Consider the following 19,238-nt stretch of genomic DNA (forward strand, 5'->3'; position numbering starts at 1 on the left):
CTCCCTTAAAAATCTAAATGTAAACGAATTTGTGCAATAGCTGCACGTTCTAGATCAATACGTTCTTCTTGCACCTGAATCGTGATGACTTCATCAGAATAGCCTTGCAAAGATCCTGTGTATTGCTTTTTACCATCAATAGGTTTAAACAATTGAATATCCACATCACGTCCATGGTAGCGAATGAAATCTTTTTCTTTTTTCAACACTCGATCCAATCCCGGAGAAGATACTTCTAACAAGTAATTTTCTTTGATTGGGTCTTTTGCATCCAATACTTCGCTTAATTTTTCACTCACCATTTGGCAGTCATCTAAGTCGATGCCCCCCTCTTTGTCTAAAAATACACGCAAGTACCATTCCCGCTCATGCACGTACTCCACATCTACAAGCTCTAACTCCGTAGACTCTATAATCGTTTCTACTACTTCGGACACAAATTCCTCTACGGCGTCACGTTTCATCTTATCCCCTCCCTGCATTAGTATAAGAGAAAGAGTGAGCCGCAGCTCACTCTTTTAATAGATTCTATAAAAGTTACTTCTAGTATACCACAACTGACTAAAAATAGCTACAGTAAACCATTACGTTTTAAGGCATCTTCCCACTCTTGTTCTTTGAATCCTACAAGCACTGTATCTTCTAAGACCAAAATAGGACGTTTCACCAACATACCATTCGTTGCTAATAAGGCTAACTTCTCATCCTCTGTCATAGTTGGTAATTTATCTTTAATACCTTCTCCACGATAAATTTGACCAGATGTATTAAAGAAGGCTTTAATATCTGCTTTCTTGCTTTTTGGATACCATACACCTAATTCTTCTGCTGTTGGGTTTTCTTCTTTAATATCACGATGGGTATAGTGAATACCATGATCATCTAAATATTTTTTTGCTCGTTTGCAAGTCGTACATTTTGGATATTCAATATATAACATTTCTCTGTTCCTCCAATTACTATATTTCACCATTAGAAAATTTTTCTTTTAATACCTGTAATAAAACTTCTGTCATTTCGCTAGCCGCAAAGACATACTCTTTTAATTTACCTCGTTCTTCTGCCACTTTCATAGCAGCTACTTCAAAGGGATCTAACACCACAGATAAGACTGGAGTTTGTGCTTGTTCTAGATCTTCCGTCAAGTACCCCGAAATACTTTCACCTTCCGCAGGATCAAATCGCTCTACTTTTACGATAGGGCAATATTCATACATCAATTTACGCAAAGTCATCATAAAGTATGCCTTATCCTCAATGAATTGCGCTGCTTCATCTTTAGTCATGCTAAAAATATCTACTTTCACACGTTCCATTTCACCATGTGTTGTCATAGGATTATTCCCCTTTCGCCGCTAAGAACGCTAAATAACAACGTTTTGCTTCGTAAATATCGGCTTTGCTCGTCACCTCCCAAGGAGAGTGCATGCTGAGCACAGCCACGCCGCAGTCGATCACATCCATACCATACAGAGCCATAATATAGGCAATCGTACCGCCACCGCCAAGATCTACACGGCCTAATTCAGCTGTTTGGTAGGAAATATTATCTTGATCCATCAAATGGCGAATACGAGCCATGTATTCTGCATTAGCATCATTGGAGCCACTTTTACCACGAGAACCGGTAAATTTATTAAATACCACGCCACGACCTAAGAAAGCAGCATTTTTCTTTTCAAAGGCACTCGCATAGAGTGGATCAAAACCAGCACTTACATCAGAAGATAACATATGGCTATTGGATAAAGTTCGTCGTACTGCTAATGGTGAGGTATGACCCATGGCTTCCAATACTTCTGCCATGAAGTTCTCAAAGAAACGAGATTGCATACCTGTTGCACCAACAGAACCAATCTCTTCTTTATCTACCAATAAAGTACAGGTAGTTCGGCTCACATTCTCAGTTTCTAACATCGCTACTAAGGATGTATAAGCACATACACGGTCATCTTGTCCATAACCGATGATCATAGAACGGTCGAACCCTAACTCTCTCGCTGCACCAGCTGGTACAATTTCAAGTTCTGCGGATAAGAAATCTTCTTCTTCAAAGTCATATTGTTCTTGTAGTACTTGCAATACATAGGCTTTTACACCATCTTTTAATTCCCCTTTCACAGGGCGGCTACCAATAAGAAGATCTAATTGTTCTCCTTCTACCACTTTGGCAGCCTTTTTCTCCATTTGTTCCTGTCCCAAATGTGGCAATAAGTCTGTTACGCAAAATACTGGGTCTGTTGGGTTTTCACCGATGGCAAGATTGATGACAGTACCATCGCGTTTTACCACTACCCCATGGATAGCTAGCGGCATTGTTACCCATTGGTATTTTTTGATACCCCCATAATAATGTGTATCTAATAAAGCTAAATCACTATCCACATAAAATGGGTTTTGCTTCACATCTAACCGAGGAGAATCAATATGAGCACCTAAGATATTCATCCCCTGTTCAATCGGCTCTGTACCTATGTTCACCATAGCTACCGCTTTTTTCATGTGCACATAATAGACCTTATCTCCTGCTTTCAGCGTAGCACCTTCTTTGATAACACTGTCCATATTGCGATATCCCGCTGCTTCTGCAGCCTCCACAATTTGGTCTACACATTCACGCTCTGTTTTACCATGATCTAGAAAATGGCGATACTTCGTTGCTAAAGTATCAATCTCTTGTAATTGTTCTTCTGTATATTCATGCCAAGCATTTCTACGTTCCATACTTAGCTCCTTTCTTTTCAAATTATACTATTTATTTTTTACGCGCATATAATTCACGTAATCCTTTAGGTGCATTGGTGACCATTTTGGAAACATAATAGCGTTTTCCTAAATGCTTGCTAATAGATTTTCCTACATACCAGTGGACCCCAAAGGTGCCATGTTCCTTGCAAGATCCCATCGATAAAAAGCGATGTTTTACAACTCCCACGATAGGGTCTAACTGCAAAGGCTCCTTACAAACAGGGCATGCAGTTTTCGCCCGATTGCTTTGCCGGAATATACGTGGCATGGTCACAATGGACTCAAATATTTTATGTTCATGCCGTGAAAGCCCATAAAAACACCGTTGTTTTCCTTGTTTTTCTCTCTTCTTTTGTAACGCTTCTAAAAATGGAAATCGTTGGCATACCATGGCTGTACAAATAGCATCATGCAGGCCATTATGAGCTTGTAAATTCGGCGCTTGCACTTGCATCTCATCCATCGCTTTTTGCAATGCATATTGTTGACTACAATCGTGCATCGTTTTTGCATATAAAGATTGCGCATCAAACCAAGGTACTTCTTGATGTACATGAACCTTATGACAAAATGCATTGTCCATCAGCATGTTGATATCATCGGGTCCCCAAGACACCAATATACCATCGGAGCCAACAAAACGTAAAAACTTTTCGCACCCACGTCGGAAAGATACCCCTTCTTTACGCAATTTATCCATAGTAATATGGGTCAACTTCTCCACCGAATGATGCATAATAGGTAGAAATTTAGGAGTAATAAATACTTCAAATTGGTCTACAATTTGCAGACTTTCATCTAGTTTTACAGCACCTATTTGTATAATTTCACCAATGAATGGAAATCCTGAGCGCCGTATCATATTTGGTTCTAATGTATAGGGCTGGTTCCATTCCAAGTCAAATACAATATAGTGCATCCTTACTTCATACCCTTTCTCTCTAACATCGTCCGTATGCCTGCTAATACAGATTCCTCAGAAATAACAGACAAACCTTTGTAGTTGCCCTCTTTTAAAACCTGTTTCATATTTTTATTCACATCGTAATGTTCCATAGATTCTAAGACTACAGCCTTCTCTGTGAAAGGCCCATACAAGGCTGGATTCGATGGTCCATAGAGCGCTACAATCGGCACCCCTTGACTAACCCCTACATGCATAGGACCTGAGTCATTTGTAACCAAACAATCACATCGTTTCATGGCTGAGGCCAATTCTCCAATACTAAACTGCCCCGTTCCCTTAATGGCAGGTTCCGTCATCGTATCTAGTACATCCTGTACCATCTCTTCATCCATAGGTCCACCAAAGAATACTATTTTATATCCTTCTTTTGCTAAGGTATCTGCAATATGAGCAAATCGTTCCTTGGGCCAACGTTTTTCTGGTACAGCACTACCAATATTGAACCCTATGAGGCAATCCGTTTCCATCACTCCGTGAGAGGCATAAAATGCTTGCACCTTTTCATCCCACTCAGGACTAGTAAAGATTTCTAGCCCTTCATGTTCTATCACATATCCTAACTGCTCTAGCACATTCATATACATCTGGGCAGCATGCACCGTTTTACGGTTCAATCGCGTTACCTTCGTCATAAACGGACGGAACAAAAAGTGACTCATCCCAGTGGTTACCTTAGCTTTCAATTTCCAAGCTAAATAGGACGTCCGTTCATTAGGATGCAAGTTGATCACAACATCCACAGACCCTTGACTGCGAATCTCTTTGGCAATTTGATTCAATCCACCAATACTATTATGGACGCCCTTTTTATCCACTTCTACTAGAGCATCAATATAAGGATTATGACGATATACATCTGCCAACTTTTTATCAATCACATAGGTAATATGGCTGTGAGGCGCCAACTTTCTAAGAGCATGGATAAACGGTGTGGTCAGCACCACATCGCCTAAATGCATCAAAAAGGTTACCACTATCCGCTTTCCATCTAACTCTATCATAAATTCCTCATTTCTTTCACTGTATCAAATACAGTGTCCACCGTAATCTGTGCCATACATTCCAAATCTTCCACCAATGGTCTCTCTAAGGTCGCCCGTGATGTAGGTGAAACAATAATATGAATATGATCGCCCCCATAAGGACCTGTCCGTTCTGGGCAAGTAGTCCCAAACAAAGCAATCAATGGTACTTTTAAAGCATTAGCAATATGCAAAGGCCCCGTATCGGCACTGATGTACAAAGTACTGTGACGAATAACCTCAATGAGTTCTTTCAAATTCGTGTCACCAATGAGATTCACCACATTGTCACTGCCGACGCCGTCCACAATGGCACGACCTTTGTCCGCATCCTCTTGGGCACCAATGAGCACTACTGTCTCACCTGCTGCCACCAATCGCTTGCCAAGGTCTACAAAATGAGAAATAGGCCATTCCTTCACTGCCCAACGCGCCCCTGGAGCCATGACAATATAGGGATTTTCAATGAAAGCCCCTCTAGCATTTAACTTCTGTGTCACCGCAGTTTCTGCCTCTGTGAAAGTCGGCAATGGGAACACGATATCATCTACATCACAACCCAAGGCACGAGCCGTATCTAAATAGCGCTCGATAACGTGATCCATTTTGTGATCACCTACTATCGCTGTATTCACAAGCCAACTTCCCTCACGAAGTTCCCAATAAGCATAACGTTTCTTCGCACCACTAAGACCAGCCACAATGGCACTTTTCGCAATGGATTGTAGATCTAAGGAAATATCAAAGTTTTTTTCATGTAGTAACTTCCATAATTGTTTCCAATAGGAAAGCCGCTTTAATTGTCTCTTATCTATGATGATGATTTCATCCACCCAAGGTTTGGGAGGGATAACATCCTTAAACTGTTCATGAACAGCCCATGCAATATGCGCCTTCGGATATTGTTGACGCAACGCATACAGCGTTGGTAAGGCATGAATAATATCGCCTAGAGAACTCATTTTAATGATTAAAATTCGTACATCTTCTTTCATACTCCAGCCCTTTCACTTACCACTATCTATACTATATTAGTATACCATAAGATATGCTGAAAAAGGAAAAAATGACGCTCTTCCCTAGGTTTTTCAGAAAATTATTTTTATTCACAAAAAACAGGATAAGTTTATAACCTATCCTGTTGCTCACTCTGTATCTAAATCTTCTTATATACTATTTTCTAAGTTTTGTGCCCTTCACGCACTCTAAGCTTTCTTGCTTAGCCATAATTTTTCTATTCCTAATCCAATTGCCACACTTAAAGCAATAGCGCAGATTTCAAAGATGGACGGTGTAATATATACTAATGGGCTACCTGTAAACGCTGGCAATGCTTTTCCTGCCCAGACTTTCACAATGTCTGGAATGTATCCACCAAATAGGATATGTGCATTGGTTGCCACCCACCACACTGCCATGACTACGATGGCAGTCACACGAGGCCACAATGCTGTGCGACGTGGATATAAGTATAGGACCATACTACCAATAGTAGTAAGTATCATGAGCACGACCCCGATATATAGGCTAGCAATGAGTCCTGCAAAGCCCTGTGCATCTAACGATGCTTGAATAATGGGATCTTCTAGGTTTAGATACATAACGTCGCCTAAAAATAGCATTGGCAATGGCAACGCATAGGTAGAAATGTTCAACACTGTATCGATAAAGTAATGACGTTCTTTTCGTGCCATCCAGCAATCTAATAGTTTTGCTGTACCGATCATAAGTGCTACCACAACTAACATAGTCAATACCCAAACTAGCATCACATACATAGGTTCTTTTGGCAAGGTAAAAGGCAACACACCATTACCAAAGAAAAAGAATAGATTCCACCAAAGCCAAGAATACGTATAATGGCCTTTCCCTAAATGAAAGTCAAATTGTCCCGCCAGTCTTGGCACCGCTTTCAGACCCAAAGGGATCCCCAAAGAGGCAATGACGAACATAATAATGCTAGATGTGTCGAACTGCCCTAAGCTAAATACCAAGCTGAGCGGAATAATCCAGAGCATGGACCAACTATAAAATTTTATATAACTTCTCATATTACACCTCTGTATTCTTTCCACCTGCTAATGCCAATACTAAGGACAAGGTCACTTGGCAATACATGATGATGGCAAACACCACATCACGACCGATAGTCGATAAGTTCCACAACCAAGATAAGTCTAAATTGTTGAACACCAAGAATGTACCACCTTGCACTAATGCCCAAGCTAATACGTATACACAAATCGGTATTCTGCGAGCCTTAGGACCAAATCCACTTTCACTAGAACACAAGTAAAAGATAGGAATGAACAGGGATAATACTCCATAGCTCACCCCTGCCACCATGGCGCTCATCCCCGTATGAATCGTATAGGCTCCTAGAGGAATTAATATAAAAAATATACTCATATACATCGTGCGTTGCACTACATCTTGTATGGTTGACATATAATTTCCTTTCTACAACAAATTATCTCTTCCTATAGTATAACAAACATCGGCCATCTTATAAATACATAGGCATTTCAATTTTACAAACAAAAAAGCACCCTTACGGATGCTTTTTGTATGTTATGCTACAACTGCTTCTACTTCGATGCAGTCATCGTTTGTTGTTTTAGGTTTTTCCAATAATGGAGTCATGCTATACATACCCACACCTAGTGTGAACAAGTTGTGAATCCATGCAGTGGAGCTAGGAGGCATTACACCTAACACGCCCAATCCTACAAGACCACCATTCACTCCTACGATGGAGTTATAGTTAATTTTAATACGATCCATTAATTTCATGGAAATACGACGTAAGTCAACAATAGCAGTCAAGTTATCACTGGACACTGTGACATTGGCAATTTTTTGTGCAATTGGTGCACCTTCATTCATACCAATCCCTACATGTGCTTCAGATAACGCCAAGGAATCGTTGATACCGTCCCCTACCATCATCACTGTGTAGCCTTCTTCTTTTGCTTTACGCACGTAATCAGCTTTGTCAGTTGGCATAACTTCTGCGTGAACTTCGTCAATACCAATTTCCGCTGCAACGCGTTCTGCATTTTTACGGCTATCGCCAGTCATCATAACGATTTTCTTCACACCTAACTCATGAAGTTCGCGGATAACAGTTTTCGCTTCTTCACGCACTGGGTCTTTAATACAAATAACCGCAGATAGGACGTTAGAAATCGCTAAGTATAGATAGGAACAACCTTCTGGAAGATTTTCAAATTTAGCTTCTTCTCCAGCTGGAATTGTTGTTTTTTCATCTTCAAAAATGAAGTGATGGCTACCGATACGCACTTTGCGGTTACCCACTTTGGATGCAATGCCATGTGCCACAACATATTCTACTTTGGAATGCATTTCTTTATGTGGTAAATGATGATCTTGCGCCGCTGTCACTACTGCTTTCGCCATGGAATGAGGGAAATGCTCTTCCAAGCAAGCTGCTAATGTCAACATATCATCTGCATCATTACCATTAAAAGGAATGATTTCTTGGAATACAGGTTCTGCTTTTGTTAAGGTACCTGTTTTATCGAAAACGATCATATCTGCTTCTGCAATGCGTTCCAAGAATTTACCACCTTTAACAGTGATACCACGGTTACTTGCTTCTTGCATAGCGGATAACACTGCCAATGGAATGGACAATTTCAATGCGCAGGAGAAATCTACCATAACGAAAGATAAGGCTTTCATCAAATTGCGAGTTAAAGCAAAAGTAGCAAAAGCACCTAAGAAACTCACCGGTACCAATTTATCTGCCATACGGTATGCTTTTTGTTCCATACCAGATTTCATTTGTTCAGATTCTTCAATCAAGTTTACGATTTGTTCGAAACGAGTGTGTTTACATGTAGTGCGTACTTCAAAGGAACATTGACCTTCTTCTACAACAGTACCTGCATACACAGAAGTACCTGCATCACGACGAACTGGTTCAGGTTCCCCAGTCATGGAGCTTTCGTTCACAAGAACAACACCGTCTACAACTTGGCCGTCCAATGGCACTACTTCACCTTGACGAACTACTACGATATCGCCTACTTGTACGTCACCAATTGGTTTGCTCACTTCTACGCCATCTACTAGAACCCAAACTTTGTCTACGTTCAAAGACATGCTTTCCGCAAGGTTAAGCACGGATTTACGTAATGTCCATTCTTCCAAGATTTCGCCGATGCCTAATAAGTACATCACAGCGCCCGCTGTGGAGTAATCTTTTTGCAATAATGCGGCACCGATAGCTACGCCATCTAATACTTCTACGGTCAATTTGCGTTTCCACAATGTTTTGATAGCTGTACCGATGAACTTGATACCATCGAACCAAGACCATGCTGCTGCAATAGGTGCTGGTAACACGATTTTTTTACCGATATAAAGCAATGTTTTATCGATCATTTCTTCTTTGTAACGCTTGTTGACAAGGCGAGGTGAAAGTTCATGCAATGCTGGTGCATTGGCTAAATCCAAATCGTTAAGTCCGAATAAAGCAGCTTTCACCGCACTTTCATCACCAGTATGCTTGATGATGATGTCCCCAGAACGAGTGTAGAAGTTCGCTTTGGTAATGGCTTCACAGGCCATCAATGTATCTTCGATAAATTGAGCCTGTGCGTCATTAAACTTACGTCCCTCAATGCGTACATGAAGACGACGGGACAAGCGTTGCAACATTTTAAATTGCATCATGGATTATTTTCCTTCTGTTAATACTTCTTCATCACGAGTATCGTTGATTTCTTGTGCTTCAGCTAAAATGCTGTCTGTGGAAGCTTGTAATTTTTCAGTAGTTTTTAAGATGCTGTCTTTTGCACGAAGACCTGCTGCTACTACATTAGCGTATACTTTGCGAGCATCTTTGGAAGTTAATACTTTTACACCTACTGTGCCTAAAGCCAAACCAGCTGCGAATACATTAGCATCTCTTAAAGTTTCTTTTTTTACGTTGAACATTGTTAGTTCCTTTCTGTGAACTCTGTCACATTAATACATGATAATATAATAAAATTAATAATTATAAAGATAAGAGGGGCCCGTGTTATCGGAGTCCCTCTTACCAAACTTATGGTATCGAATCAGTTACTTTTCTACCTGTTCTTCGTGGCCACCACCGCAACCACAACCGCCACAACCAGCTCCAGAGTCTTTAGAGCCACCACAGCCGCATCCGCCGCCGTCATGTGTTGCGCTTTTATATACTCGGTATGCAACATAGAGAACAGCTAGTAAACCAATTGCATATACAATAACACTATCCATAGTATACACCATCTCTTTCTCATTTTCAAGTACTTTTTGAAAATTATTTTGCAAATACAACAAACCTCATAATATCAATGAATTTTTGAAATAAAACTTTTCTCAATCTCAATTATATTGTTTGTTTACTATCAATATTGATTAGCCCAAACCTAAAGCACGTCCTAAGTGAACTGCAATGTACGCACCCACCCAAGCTAGGATACTAGTGTAAGCAAATACGGCACCGAACCATTTCCAGGAGTCAGTTTCACGTTTTAATACAGCCATAGTCGCCAAGCATGGTAAGTATAACAAGGCAAATACCATCAAAGCTAAACCGATGGCTGGGTTGAAGTCTGGATCATTAGCCAAGAATTCTTCTAAGGATGTGGAGTCATCTTCACTTGCTTCGATCGCGTAAATAGTACCTAATGTACTTACCATTACTTCTTTCGCTGCTACTGCGGCTATTACGGCAATGTTTATACGCCAGTTAAATCCAAGTGGTTCCATTATAGGTTGAATAAAACGTCCTAATTCGGCTGCATAGGATTGTTCAATTTTTTCTTTACCTTGTTGAAGATCTAATTCTTTGATTTCATCTTCTTCTGCTTTATGGTTTGCATATAAAGCCCAAGCCACTGGATATAACTCTTCAGCTTTTAATTCTTCAAAGTATGCAGGTTCTTCTACAGCTTCTTCTTGAGTTGCTTCTTCTGCTGCTGTAGCTTCTTCCTCTTCAGCTGGCGGGTCATCTTTATGCTCTTCGTCTAAGGCAAGCATTTGACCTAAGATATCATTCGCCTCTGCTTGTTGTTCTTCTGTTACCAACATAGCATTCACTAAAATCTCATCTGCCATCTGAGCATGTGTCATTGTCACTTGTTCACGAGCTGCATCATAGTCTTGAGAGTATTCTACATCTTGTGGGAAGGATGTTAAGAACCAAATAAGGATGGATGATGCCAAGATGAATGTACCTGCTTTTTTAAGGTACATCACGGAACGTTCCCACATATGAATGCCTACAGAACGAAGTGTTGGCATATGGTATGGAGGCATTTCCATTACGAATGGTTCTGCTTCACCTTTAAATACATACGTACGAAGTACTTTTGCAGTTACAACAGCTACGACGATACCCAATGTATAGATACCTAACAAGATCGTTGGTGCATCTTCTGGTGGGAAGAATGCTGATGCTAATAATGTATATACTGGTAAACGAGCACTACAACTCATAAATGGAGATACTAAGATCGTAATCATACGGTCTCTTGGGTTGTCAAGGATACGAGCACCCATGATGGATGGCACGTTACAACCAAAGCCCAATAACATAGGGATGAAAGATTTACCATGTAAACCTACACCACGCATCACACGGTCGATAACGAATGCCGCACGAGCCATGTAACCAGTATCTTCTAAGAAGGAAATAGATACGAATAATAGAACGATGTGTGGGATAAAGCTAATAACAGCCCCTACACCACCGATGATACCATCGTTAAGCAGGGATTTTAACAAGCCGTCATCCATGTTAGCTCCGATAAAGTCTGTTAACAATTTGAATGCGTCTTCCAACCATCCTTTAGGATATTCCGCTATGTTGATAACTAAGTAGAACATAACCCACATGATGCATAAGAAGATAGGAATCCCTAACCAACGATTCGTTAAGATTTTATCGATGTTGTCGGATTTGGTATCTTTATGCTCAGGTACTACTTCTAGTACGCCGTTGAATACGTCTACTGCAAAACGGTGACGGTATTCTTGGAACACGATATCCATGTCTACAGATTTATTCAATTCTGTACGCAATGCTTCTGCTTTGCTCAACACGGCACCAGATTTGTCTAATTCTTGTACTTTTTCTAAGATATCTGTATCTTGTTCTAACAATTTGATAGCTACCCAACGATGTGGATAACGACCAGTGTCAAGTTTTGCTACTTCTGCTTCTAATTCTGCGATAGCTGGCTCTAATACTTCGCCATAGTTAACGCGAACATTAGGGATTTTGCGTTCTTTAGATACTTTCACGATGCCACGTAGCGCATCTTCTGTACCTTTATTAACACGGCCGATAGTTTCTACTACTGTGGAACCTGTTAATTCTTCTAATTTTTTATTATTGAACTTTAAACCCATTTCTTTTGCCACGTCTACCATGTTCAAAACAAGTAGCAATGGTTGTTCTAGTTCAATTAATTGTGCTGTTAAGTATAGGTTACGTTCTAGATTGGACGCATCTACTACATTGGCAATCAATTCTGGATTTTCATTGATGATAACGTTACGTGCTGCCAATTCATCGAGAGAACGTGCTGTTAAGGAGTATGTACCTGGTAAGTCGATGATTTCAATGTCATGACCATCAATTTTCGTCTCCCCAACTTTTTTCTCTACTGTAACACCTGCGTAGTTACCTACGTGTTGACGGGATCCCGTCATATTGTTAAAAATACTTGTTTTACCACAGTTAGGGTTACCCGCTAAAGCAACCTGAATCTTGGTATGTGTGTTGTCTGCCATCTTAGCAATTCTCCTTATTGGACTTCAATTTCGATCATTTGTGCTTCACTTACGCGTAGTGATAATTCGAAGTTTTTCACTTTGATTTCCACTGGGTCTGCTAATGGCGCATACTTCATAACGCGCACAGCCGTTCCTGGTACAACACCCATGTCCACCAAGCGATTCTTAATGTTGCCAAATCCATTGATAGCTACAACAGTACCAACTTCACCGGGCTTCATCTCGGATAATTTCTTAACCATAGTACACCTCCTACATACAAAACATAACAACCAAACCTATCATATATAATTATATGAGTAATACTTATATTATAGCACATTATAAAATATTATCAATAATGAATCTCGTTTTATTTTTATCGTTTTGTGAAATTATAAATCTATTTTTATCAAGTGCATTTTGTGCAAACAATCTATTTATCAAGAGTATATTAATCATGCCTTTTTATTATTCTCAATTTTTCTTTTTAATTAATAATGATATGTAAGGTATATATTTCTCATTATCTATAACTAAAAATGATTCTATAAATACTTATAAAGAATACCTATTTGGAGCTAATACCCTTTCCTTCACAACTAAACCATCTATTCCATGGCATTACATCACTATGTGAAAGAACTTTCACAGGTCCACCTAGCTAGAAATATGATATAATAATACTATTAAGTCATTTAGAAACGGAGATACATTATGAAATCATTTCAATCCTTAGGCATCGTGCCTGAACTGATACAAGCATTACAAAAGGTGGGCGTGAAAGAACCAACGCCGATCCAAGAAAAATCGATTCCCCTCATCTTCAAAGGACAAGATGTAATCGCCAAAGCCCAAACAGGGACAGGCAAAACGCTGGCATTCTTGTTACCACTATTGCAACGCATCCACGTAGATGTGCAACAGGAGCAAGCCCTTATCATCGCCCCTACACGTGAGTTAATCCAACAAATTGCAGAGGAAGCACGTCACTTAGGCGCTATCTTAGGAGTAGACGTATTACCCCTGATTGGAGGCAGAACGATCGAAGGCCAATTGCAAAAGCTAGGTCGCCGTCCTCATGTCATCATCGGTACACCTGGCCGTTTGCTGGATCACGTCAATCGTGGTACGTTACACTTGAACTCCATCCGCCGTGTTGTGTTGGACGAAGCGGACCAAATGCTTCATATGGGATTCTTACCAGATATAGAAAAGCTTATTAGTGGCACTAACGGTAAACGTCAACTATTAATGTTCTCTGCCACCATCCCTGACAAGATTCGTAATTTGGCAAAAGCCTATATGCAAAAACCGACGTCCGTCACTATCCAAGGGGAAAATATTACCCTCGATACGATTGAACAAAAAGTATACATGATGGAAGAACAGGACAAAGTGAATCGCCTTGTGGCGATGCTAGAAGCAGATAATCCATATCTAGCTATCGTATTCTGTAACACCAAAGAGGGAGCTATCAAACTCGCCTACGATTTAGCTCGCAAAGGTGTAGAGCTTGGTGAAATTCATGGAGATATGACACAGGGCCGTCGTACGCAAGTCTTGAAAGAATTTGCTAAAGGCAATCCCCCTATTTTAGTAGCTACCGACATTGCCGCTCGTGGTATCGATATTGAAGGTGTTAGCCACGTATACAACTTTGATGTACCGCACGACATGGATTACTACATCCATCGCATCGGCCGTACTGGTCGTGCTGGCTCCACTGGTGTTGCCGTAACCTTTGCTACGCCAGCTGAAGAAATTTGGGTACGCCGCATCGAACGATCCATCCAAGCTACTTTGACAAAATACACCAAGGATGGACAAGTGAAAACAAAAGGATCTGGCTTAGCTCCTAAGAAGGAAACTGCTAGCAAGAAACCTAAAATTAAAAGTACCTATCAAGCAACAAAAGCAAAAGCTCACAAAGCTCGTGGTCATAAAGGTGCCAACACACGGGTACGCCGTGCAAAATCTAGTGGCTCTAGCAATCGTGGTCGAGGTAAACGATAAGTTTCTGGTATCGATAGGCAGCTCTTCTAAGAGGGGTGTCCGTTGCTTAACAGTATATTACAAAAAAGGCTATAGCTAAACAGCCCCAATACAAGGGAGGGTAACAAAATAGCCTACATAAAAAATAGAGGAAAGTTGAACCAAAAGTATCTAACTTTCCTCTATTTTTTATATTCTAATCAGCAAAATGGCTCCCCTTTTATTGCTATCCCCACTATGCCGAGCACCTGTACTTACTTCCGATTTGCATAAATAGCAGGTTTCCCCTCTACGTCGGCACAAGTAGTTCTACAAGCTTGACCTTCGCTACATTTCCAAACTGGTTCAAGTTGTGATTCATACTGTATAAGGTATCCCTTTTTACATCGTGGGCATGTGTATTCCTTATGAGTATCATCCAATACTTTTCCATCCGACAATGGTATGGGAGGTATTATCTCTTCCCTAGGTCTTTGCGGCATCGACACTTTAGCCGTTGATGATGTGTTTCCCTCGGTAACTCTTGATTCCCTAGCTCCTGATACATTTTCCTTTGGTGATGATACATTTTCCGTGTATTTGCATGTTGGGAACCCAGAACATCCATAAAACTCTCCAAACTTTCCTTTCCGTAGGAGCAACTCCCCTGTTTTACACTTAGGACAAGATCGTCCTGTTTGTTGCGCTATGGAAGGGTTACGGTTCGGTCCCGTTCTTTTGCCACCTGTCTCCGACTTAGGCATTGCTATCTTAGCTGTATTTCCTACCCGTCGTTTTACATCCTCAATCAGTTGTACAACAAATTTTGTTTGGTCTTCTAAAAACACATCAATCCGTTCAGTTCCTTCGCTCATTTTTGCTAAGCGCTCTTCCCACTGGGCCGTCGCATCAGGGTACAGTAAGGAATCTGGCAATGCATCTACCAAGGTATAGGCAGACTCTGTAGGAATTAAAATTTTCTTTTTTCCTTCTTCTTTAAGGAAAGGGTTTTTCTTATTGTGGATTAAATCATCAATAATCGTGGCCCGTGTCGCCTCTGTGCCGATACCGGATACATCTTTTAATTGTTTTTTTAACTCTTCATCTTTTACATATTTGTGAATTTCCTTCATTGCCTGCACCAAGGTTGCTGAAGTAAAGCGGCTTGGTGGCTTTGTTTTCCGTTGGTCCACCTTGCTATCCTTCGCTGTTACAGCATCCCCTTTACGTACAGGGGGCAATGACTTTTCTTCATCCTCTTGATTTTCTTCTGATTCTTCCGTGGATTTTACCTTTTTATATAATGCTTTCCATCCCAAATCGATAACGACACGTCCCGTTGTGGTAAACAGTTCCTCTTGGTGCGTCACTTCGATACGAGTATGCTCATATACATACTCTGGGTAAAATTGTGCAATATAAGCTTGCGCAATGAGGAAGTAAATATTTTGCTCCCCTTTGGATAAGGTATGCAGTGGGCAACGTACAGTGGTCGGAATAATGGCATGATGGGCCGTAACCTTATTATCATTCCAGGCCCGGCTTTTAATAGTAGGATTACTATCCTTTGCCCATGCAGCTAATTCCTTATGACCCATATTGACCAAATTTGACAGGATTGCTTTTCCATCTGAAAGTTGATTCACTGGCAAATATTCACAGTCTGAACGGGGATAGGATGTATATTTCTTCTCATATAGTTTCTGTGCGATGTCCAATACTTCCTGTGGCGTATAGTTATATAGCTTACCCGCCACAATTTGTAGTGATGATAAGGAAAAAGGCAACCGTTGTCCTTCCTTTTTCTTTTTCTTTTCCACTAAAGAAACTATACCTTCTGGTGATTGCATCAAACGGTCACGCAAGTCATTAAGAATAGTCTGATCTAGCATATGACCATCAGGGTCCAATCCTTGTTGTGTATCTTTCGGTTTCCAAGTGGCCCAAAAGACTCCCTTTTCATGACCATATTGTACTTGCAACACGTAATATTCTACAGGCACAAAGTTTTGTAACTCACGTTCTCTCCGTACCACCAATGCCAAGGTTGGCGTTTTCACTCGACCAATCGGAAAGGTCACTTTATTTCCCAAATGCTGTTGCTCTAACGTATAGGCCCGAGATAAATTCATCCCCATCAACCAATCCGCACGGGATCGTGCTAATGCAGAATCTTTTAAAGGTTGGTATTTCTTATTATCCTGCATATGCTCTAAAGCGTAACGCATAGATTTTTCATCTAACGCATTCAGTAGAATACGCTCTACTGGTTTGGTGTTCCCCAAATAATCGAGCATTTCGTCTATCAACAATTGCCCTTCCCTATCCGGGTCACCTGCATTCACAATGGTCGTCGCTTTTTTGATTAAACCACTAATAACCTTAAACTGCTTAGCACTAGATGATTTAACTTTTAATTTCCAAGAGGTGGGCAAAATTGGCAAAGATTCAAATCTCCAAAATTTATATTTCTCATCATAATCACCTGGCTCTACTTGTTCTAGCATATGACCAAAGGCCCAAGTAATCACATCGTCACCTTGGACGATATACCCATCATGACGTTTAGCACTCTGTGGGTTCGGTAACACTTGGCTCAATTCACGCCCTACACTAGGCTTTTCCGCAATAAATAAACGCATATGCTCCCTTTTCCTATCCATTACTATTTACTATTTATGTATTACATTATTCTATAATAAATCTCCTCTACATTAACTTTCATTATACTACGAATGAGCTAAATAATTAAACAGTCCTCTATTTTCTTAACTTCCTTTTAGAATCATTTCTCTAGCTATCTTTCATACTCCTCTAAAATTTCCTATCAGTGCTACTTTTGCACGGAATTTTACAAACCTATGACTTATCTTATTCATAACCATATCTGCCGTTTTTCAACTTTCAGTATCATATCCTATACAGGGAGGGTTCAAATAGTATATAATTTTAAAGATATGAAAGTATATAACATACACATGTATTAATAGAGGTGAATTATGACATTTTTAGAAGAAGTAACTCGGCGCCGTACGTTCGCCATCATTTCTCACCCAGATGCGGGTAAAACAACATTGACGGAAAAGCTTTTGCTATACGGTGGTGCTATCCACTTGGCAGGGTCTGTTAAATCTAGAAAAACACAAAAATATGCCGTATCTGACTGGATGGAAATTGAAAAGCAACGTGGTATCTCTGTGACGAGTTCTGTATTGCAATTCGATTACGATGGTCATCGTGTGAACATCCTAGATACGCCTGGTCACCAAGACTTCTCTGAAGATACCTACCGCACCTTAATGGCAGCAGATAGCGCTGTCATGTTGATCGACGTGGCAAAAGGTGTGGAAGCGCAGACGAAAAAACTATTCGCCGTTTGTAAAGAACGTGGCATTCCTATTTTTACCTTCGTCAACAAGATTGACCATTTCGGACGCAATCCATTTGACTTGATGGAAGAAATTGAAAACTCTCTTGGCATTCGTGCGGTTCCTATGAACTGGCCTGTGGGCATCAACGGCGAGTATCAAGGGGTATATGACCGGGAAACGAATACTGTAGAATTATTTGAAAAAGACGAATCCCATGGTCAAAAAAAGCTAGCTTCCACCAAAGGCGATGTGCACGACCCAGCATTCCGTGAGCTATTAGGGGAAGAGGTGCATCAATCCTTAATCGATGACATTGAACTTCTCGACGTGGCTGGTGATGCTTTTGATTTAGACAAAGTAAAAGCTGGTGAATTAACACCTATGTTCTTCGGTTCTGCGATGACAAACTTTGGGGTTAAACCATTCCTTGAAAAATTCTTGGAGTTAGCTCCTATGCCAGCCCCACGTGTAGCCCGTGAGGAAACGGTAGAACCTACGTCTGAAGATTTCTCTGCCTTCGTTTTTAAGATCCAAGCCAACATGAATCCGAACCATCATGACCGCATTGTATTCATGCGCATTTGTTCTGGTAAGTTTGAAAAAGGCATGAATGTACTTCACCAACAATCTGGTAAAACCTTACGCTTATCTCAACCACAGCAATTCTTAGCCACAGAGCGCACTATCGTTGATGAAGCCTATCCAGGAGACATCATTGGTGTCTTCGATGCAGGTACTATGGGAGTAGGTGATAGCTTATGTGCATCCAATCACAAAGTGACATTCAGTGACTTCCCTGTGTTCCCTCCAGAATTTTTTGCTCGTGTGACACCAAAAGATTCTATGAAACGGAAACAATTCTTAAAAGGTATGACTCAATTAGCGCAAGAAGGGGCTGTACAAATCTTTGAACCCCTCTACTCCATGGATTCTTTCGTAGTAGGTGCTGTAGGTATGCTTCAATTTGAAGTATTACAATATCGCTTGAAACACGAATACGGCGTTGATCTTGTGAACAACTCCTTACCATATGGCGTAGCCCGTTGGATCGATGGTGAAGTAGATGTAAACAGCTTAAAAGGTATGGACAATGCCATGATCGTAAAAGATAATCGTGGTCGTCTCGTCGTTCTTATTTCCAATGAATGGCAAATGGGTTGGGTTGTAGAGCGTAATCCAGATGTTACCTTCTTACATACCCCTAAAATAGAAGCATAAGTGCGAATACAACTAAAATCGTATTCCTATCGATGTGGTTGTTCTTATTGGTTCACCCCATGTATAGTAAACGTAAAAACCGCCTAGGCGATACTATCTCGTATCATCTAGGCGGTTTTAATATGCTCTAGTATATGTTTATTTTTATTTCTTATTGCAAGT

General features: G+C 40.5%; 17 protein-coding genes. 2 read left to right on the forward strand and 15 right to left on the reverse strand.

Annotation, left to right across the window (positions count from 1 at the left end; translation table 11 throughout):
- Nucleotides 1-5: 5 nt before the first annotated feature.
- The 14 genes from rimP to HMPREF9200_RS06560 form a co-directional block, all read right to left on the reverse strand.
- Nucleotides 6-464, reverse strand: a complete 459-nt coding sequence (gene rimP / locus HMPREF9200_RS06495; RefSeq protein ID WP_009372209.1) for a ribosome maturation factor RimP — start codon at nucleotides 462-464, stop codon at nucleotides 6-8.
- Nucleotides 465-571: 107 nt separating this feature from the next.
- Entirely contained in the window at nucleotides 572-940 is a 369-nt protein-coding gene (locus HMPREF9200_RS06500) for an arsenate reductase family protein (RefSeq protein WP_009372193.1), read from the reverse strand.
- Between the two features lie 19 nt (nucleotides 941-959).
- A complete protein-coding gene (locus HMPREF9200_RS06505; RefSeq protein ID WP_009372166.1) occupies nucleotides 960-1,334 on the reverse strand; it encodes a hypothetical protein in 375 nt (124 codons plus the stop codon).
- Between the two features lie 4 nt (nucleotides 1,335-1,338).
- Nucleotides 1,339-2,724 (reverse strand): aminopeptidase, encoded by a 1,386-nt coding sequence (locus tag HMPREF9200_RS06510; RefSeq protein WP_038145056.1) that lies wholly within the window; start codon nucleotides 2,722-2,724, stop codon nucleotides 1,339-1,341.
- Nucleotides 2,725-2,755: 31 nt separating this feature from the next.
- On the reverse strand, nucleotides 2,756-3,667 hold the full coding sequence (locus tag HMPREF9200_RS06515; RefSeq protein ID WP_009372227.1) for a 3'-5' exonuclease: 912 nt from the start codon (nucleotides 3,665-3,667) through the stop codon (nucleotides 2,756-2,758).
- Between the two features lie 2 nt (nucleotides 3,668-3,669).
- Nucleotides 3,670-4,713, reverse strand: a complete 1,044-nt coding sequence (locus HMPREF9200_RS06520) for a glycosyltransferase family 9 protein (protein ID WP_083818433.1) — start codon at nucleotides 4,711-4,713, stop codon at nucleotides 3,670-3,672.
- Nucleotides 4,713-5,732 (reverse strand): lipopolysaccharide heptosyltransferase II, encoded by a 1,020-nt coding sequence (gene waaF, locus HMPREF9200_RS06525; RefSeq protein ID WP_009372232.1) that lies wholly within the window; start codon nucleotides 5,730-5,732, stop codon nucleotides 4,713-4,715. Before waaF ends, HMPREF9200_RS06520 begins: the two co-directional genes overlap by 1 nt.
- Nucleotides 5,733-5,942: 210 nt before the next feature.
- Nucleotides 5,943-6,788 (reverse strand): hypothetical protein, encoded by an 846-nt coding sequence (locus HMPREF9200_RS06530; RefSeq protein WP_141558211.1) that lies wholly within the window; start codon nucleotides 6,786-6,788, stop codon nucleotides 5,943-5,945.
- Nucleotide 6,789: 1 nt separating this feature from the next.
- Complete coding sequence (locus HMPREF9200_RS06535; RefSeq protein WP_009372228.1) at nucleotides 6,790-7,185, reverse strand: hypothetical protein; 396 nt, start codon at nucleotides 7,183-7,185, stop codon at nucleotides 6,790-6,792.
- 123 nt (nucleotides 7,186-7,308) lie between these two features.
- On the reverse strand, nucleotides 7,309-9,438 hold the full coding sequence (locus tag HMPREF9200_RS06540; RefSeq protein WP_009372170.1) for a heavy metal translocating P-type ATPase: 2,130 nt from the start codon (nucleotides 9,436-9,438) through the stop codon (nucleotides 7,309-7,311).
- Nucleotides 9,439-9,441: 3 nt separating this feature from the next.
- Nucleotides 9,442-9,702: a DUF6110 family protein gene (locus tag HMPREF9200_RS06545; protein WP_009372239.1), complete on the reverse strand. Its 261-nt coding sequence runs from the start codon at nucleotides 9,700-9,702 to the stop codon at nucleotides 9,442-9,444.
- A gap of 126 nt (nucleotides 9,703-9,828) precedes the next feature.
- Complete coding sequence (locus HMPREF9200_RS06550) at nucleotides 9,829-10,008, reverse strand: FeoB-associated Cys-rich membrane protein (protein ID WP_127061402.1); 180 nt, start codon at nucleotides 10,006-10,008, stop codon at nucleotides 9,829-9,831.
- 141 nt (nucleotides 10,009-10,149) lie between these two features.
- Nucleotides 10,150-12,531 carry a ferrous iron transport protein B gene (gene feoB / locus HMPREF9200_RS06555; protein ID WP_009372253.1) on the reverse strand — a complete coding sequence of 794 codons (2,382 nt, stop codon included), beginning with the start codon at nucleotides 12,529-12,531 and terminating at the stop codon, nucleotides 10,150-10,152.
- 14 nt (nucleotides 12,532-12,545) lie between these two features.
- Nucleotides 12,546-12,776, reverse strand: coding sequence for a FeoA family protein (locus HMPREF9200_RS06560; RefSeq protein ID WP_009372241.1), 231 nt, complete (start codon nucleotides 12,774-12,776; stop codon nucleotides 12,546-12,548).
- Nucleotides 12,777-13,230: 454 nt separating this feature from the next.
- On the opposite strand from HMPREF9200_RS06560, the gene HMPREF9200_RS06565 reads away from it, so the two are divergent.
- Entirely contained in the window at nucleotides 13,231-14,529 is a 1,299-nt protein-coding gene (locus tag HMPREF9200_RS06565) for a DEAD/DEAH box helicase (protein WP_009372221.1), read from the forward strand.
- Nucleotides 14,530-14,762: 233 nt separating this feature from the next.
- On the opposite strand, the gene HMPREF9200_RS06570 is transcribed toward HMPREF9200_RS06565, so the two are convergent.
- Nucleotides 14,763-17,129: a DNA topoisomerase 3 gene (locus tag HMPREF9200_RS06570; protein ID WP_009372245.1), complete on the reverse strand. Its 2,367-nt coding sequence runs from the start codon at nucleotides 17,127-17,129 to the stop codon at nucleotides 14,763-14,765.
- A 357-nt stretch (nucleotides 17,130-17,486) separates the two neighbouring features.
- Here HMPREF9200_RS06570 and HMPREF9200_RS06575 point away from each other — a divergent pair, with 357 nt between their 5' ends.
- Entirely contained in the window at nucleotides 17,487-19,076 is a 1,590-nt protein-coding gene (locus HMPREF9200_RS06575) for a peptide chain release factor 3 (RefSeq protein WP_009372208.1), read from the forward strand.
- Nucleotides 19,077-19,238 lie beyond the last annotated feature (162 nt).

Origin of the sequence: Veillonella sp. oral taxon 780 str. F0422, from assembly GCF_000221605.1 — a bacterium.
GTDB lineage: Bacteria > Bacillota > Negativicutes > Veillonellales > Veillonellaceae > F0422.

Bases quoted from the DNA above. Each gene is read 5' to 3' on its own strand.
- HMPREF9200_RS06575 (WP_009372208.1), top strand. From the start codon at position 17,487: ATGACATTTTTAGAAGAAGTAACTCGGCGCCGTACGTTCGCCATCATT.
- HMPREF9200_RS06505 (WP_009372166.1), bottom strand. From the start codon at position 1,334: ATGACAACACATGGTGAAATGGAACGTGTGAAAGTAGATATTTTTAGC.
- HMPREF9200_RS06535 (WP_009372228.1), bottom strand. From the start codon at position 7,185: ATGTCAACCATACAAGATGTAGTGCAACGCACGATGTATATGAGTATA.
- HMPREF9200_RS06565 (WP_009372221.1), top strand. From the start codon at position 13,231: ATGAAATCATTTCAATCCTTAGGCATCGTGCCTGAACTGATACAAGCA.
- HMPREF9200_RS06540 (WP_009372170.1), bottom strand. From the start codon at position 9,438: ATGATGCAATTTAAAATGTTGCAACGCTTGTCCCGTCGTCTTCATGTA.
- rimP (WP_009372209.1), bottom strand. From the start codon at position 464: ATGAAACGTGACGCCGTAGAGGAATTTGTGTCCGAAGTAGTAGAAACG.
- HMPREF9200_RS06515 (WP_009372227.1), bottom strand. From the start codon at position 3,667: ATGCACTATATTGTATTTGACTTGGAATGGAACCAGCCCTATACATTA.
- feoB (WP_009372253.1), bottom strand. From the start codon at position 12,531: ATGGCAGACAACACACATACCAAGATTCAGGTTGCTTTAGCGGGTAAC.
- HMPREF9200_RS06560 (WP_009372241.1), bottom strand. From the start codon at position 12,776: ATGGTTAAGAAATTATCCGAGATGAAGCCCGGTGAAGTTGGTACTGTT.
- waaF (WP_009372232.1), bottom strand. From the start codon at position 5,732: ATGAAAGAAGATGTACGAATTTTAATCATTAAAATGAGTTCTCTAGGC.
- HMPREF9200_RS06500 (WP_009372193.1), bottom strand. From the start codon at position 940: ATGTTATATATTGAATATCCAAAATGTACGACTTGCAAACGAGCAAAA.
- HMPREF9200_RS06550 (WP_127061402.1), bottom strand. From the start codon at position 10,008: ATGGATAGTGTTATTGTATATGCAATTGGTTTACTAGCTGTTCTCTAT.
- HMPREF9200_RS06570 (WP_009372245.1), bottom strand. From the start codon at position 17,129: ATGCGTTTATTTATTGCGGAAAAGCCTAGTGTAGGGCGTGAATTGAGC.
- HMPREF9200_RS06510 (WP_038145056.1), bottom strand. From the start codon at position 2,724: ATGGAACGTAGAAATGCTTGGCATGAATATACAGAAGAACAATTACAA.
- HMPREF9200_RS06530 (WP_141558211.1), bottom strand. From the start codon at position 6,788: ATGAGAAGTTATATAAAATTTTATAGTTGGTCCATGCTCTGGATTATT.
- HMPREF9200_RS06545 (WP_009372239.1), bottom strand. From the start codon at position 9,702: ATGTTCAACGTAAAAAAAGAAACTTTAAGAGATGCTAATGTATTCGCA.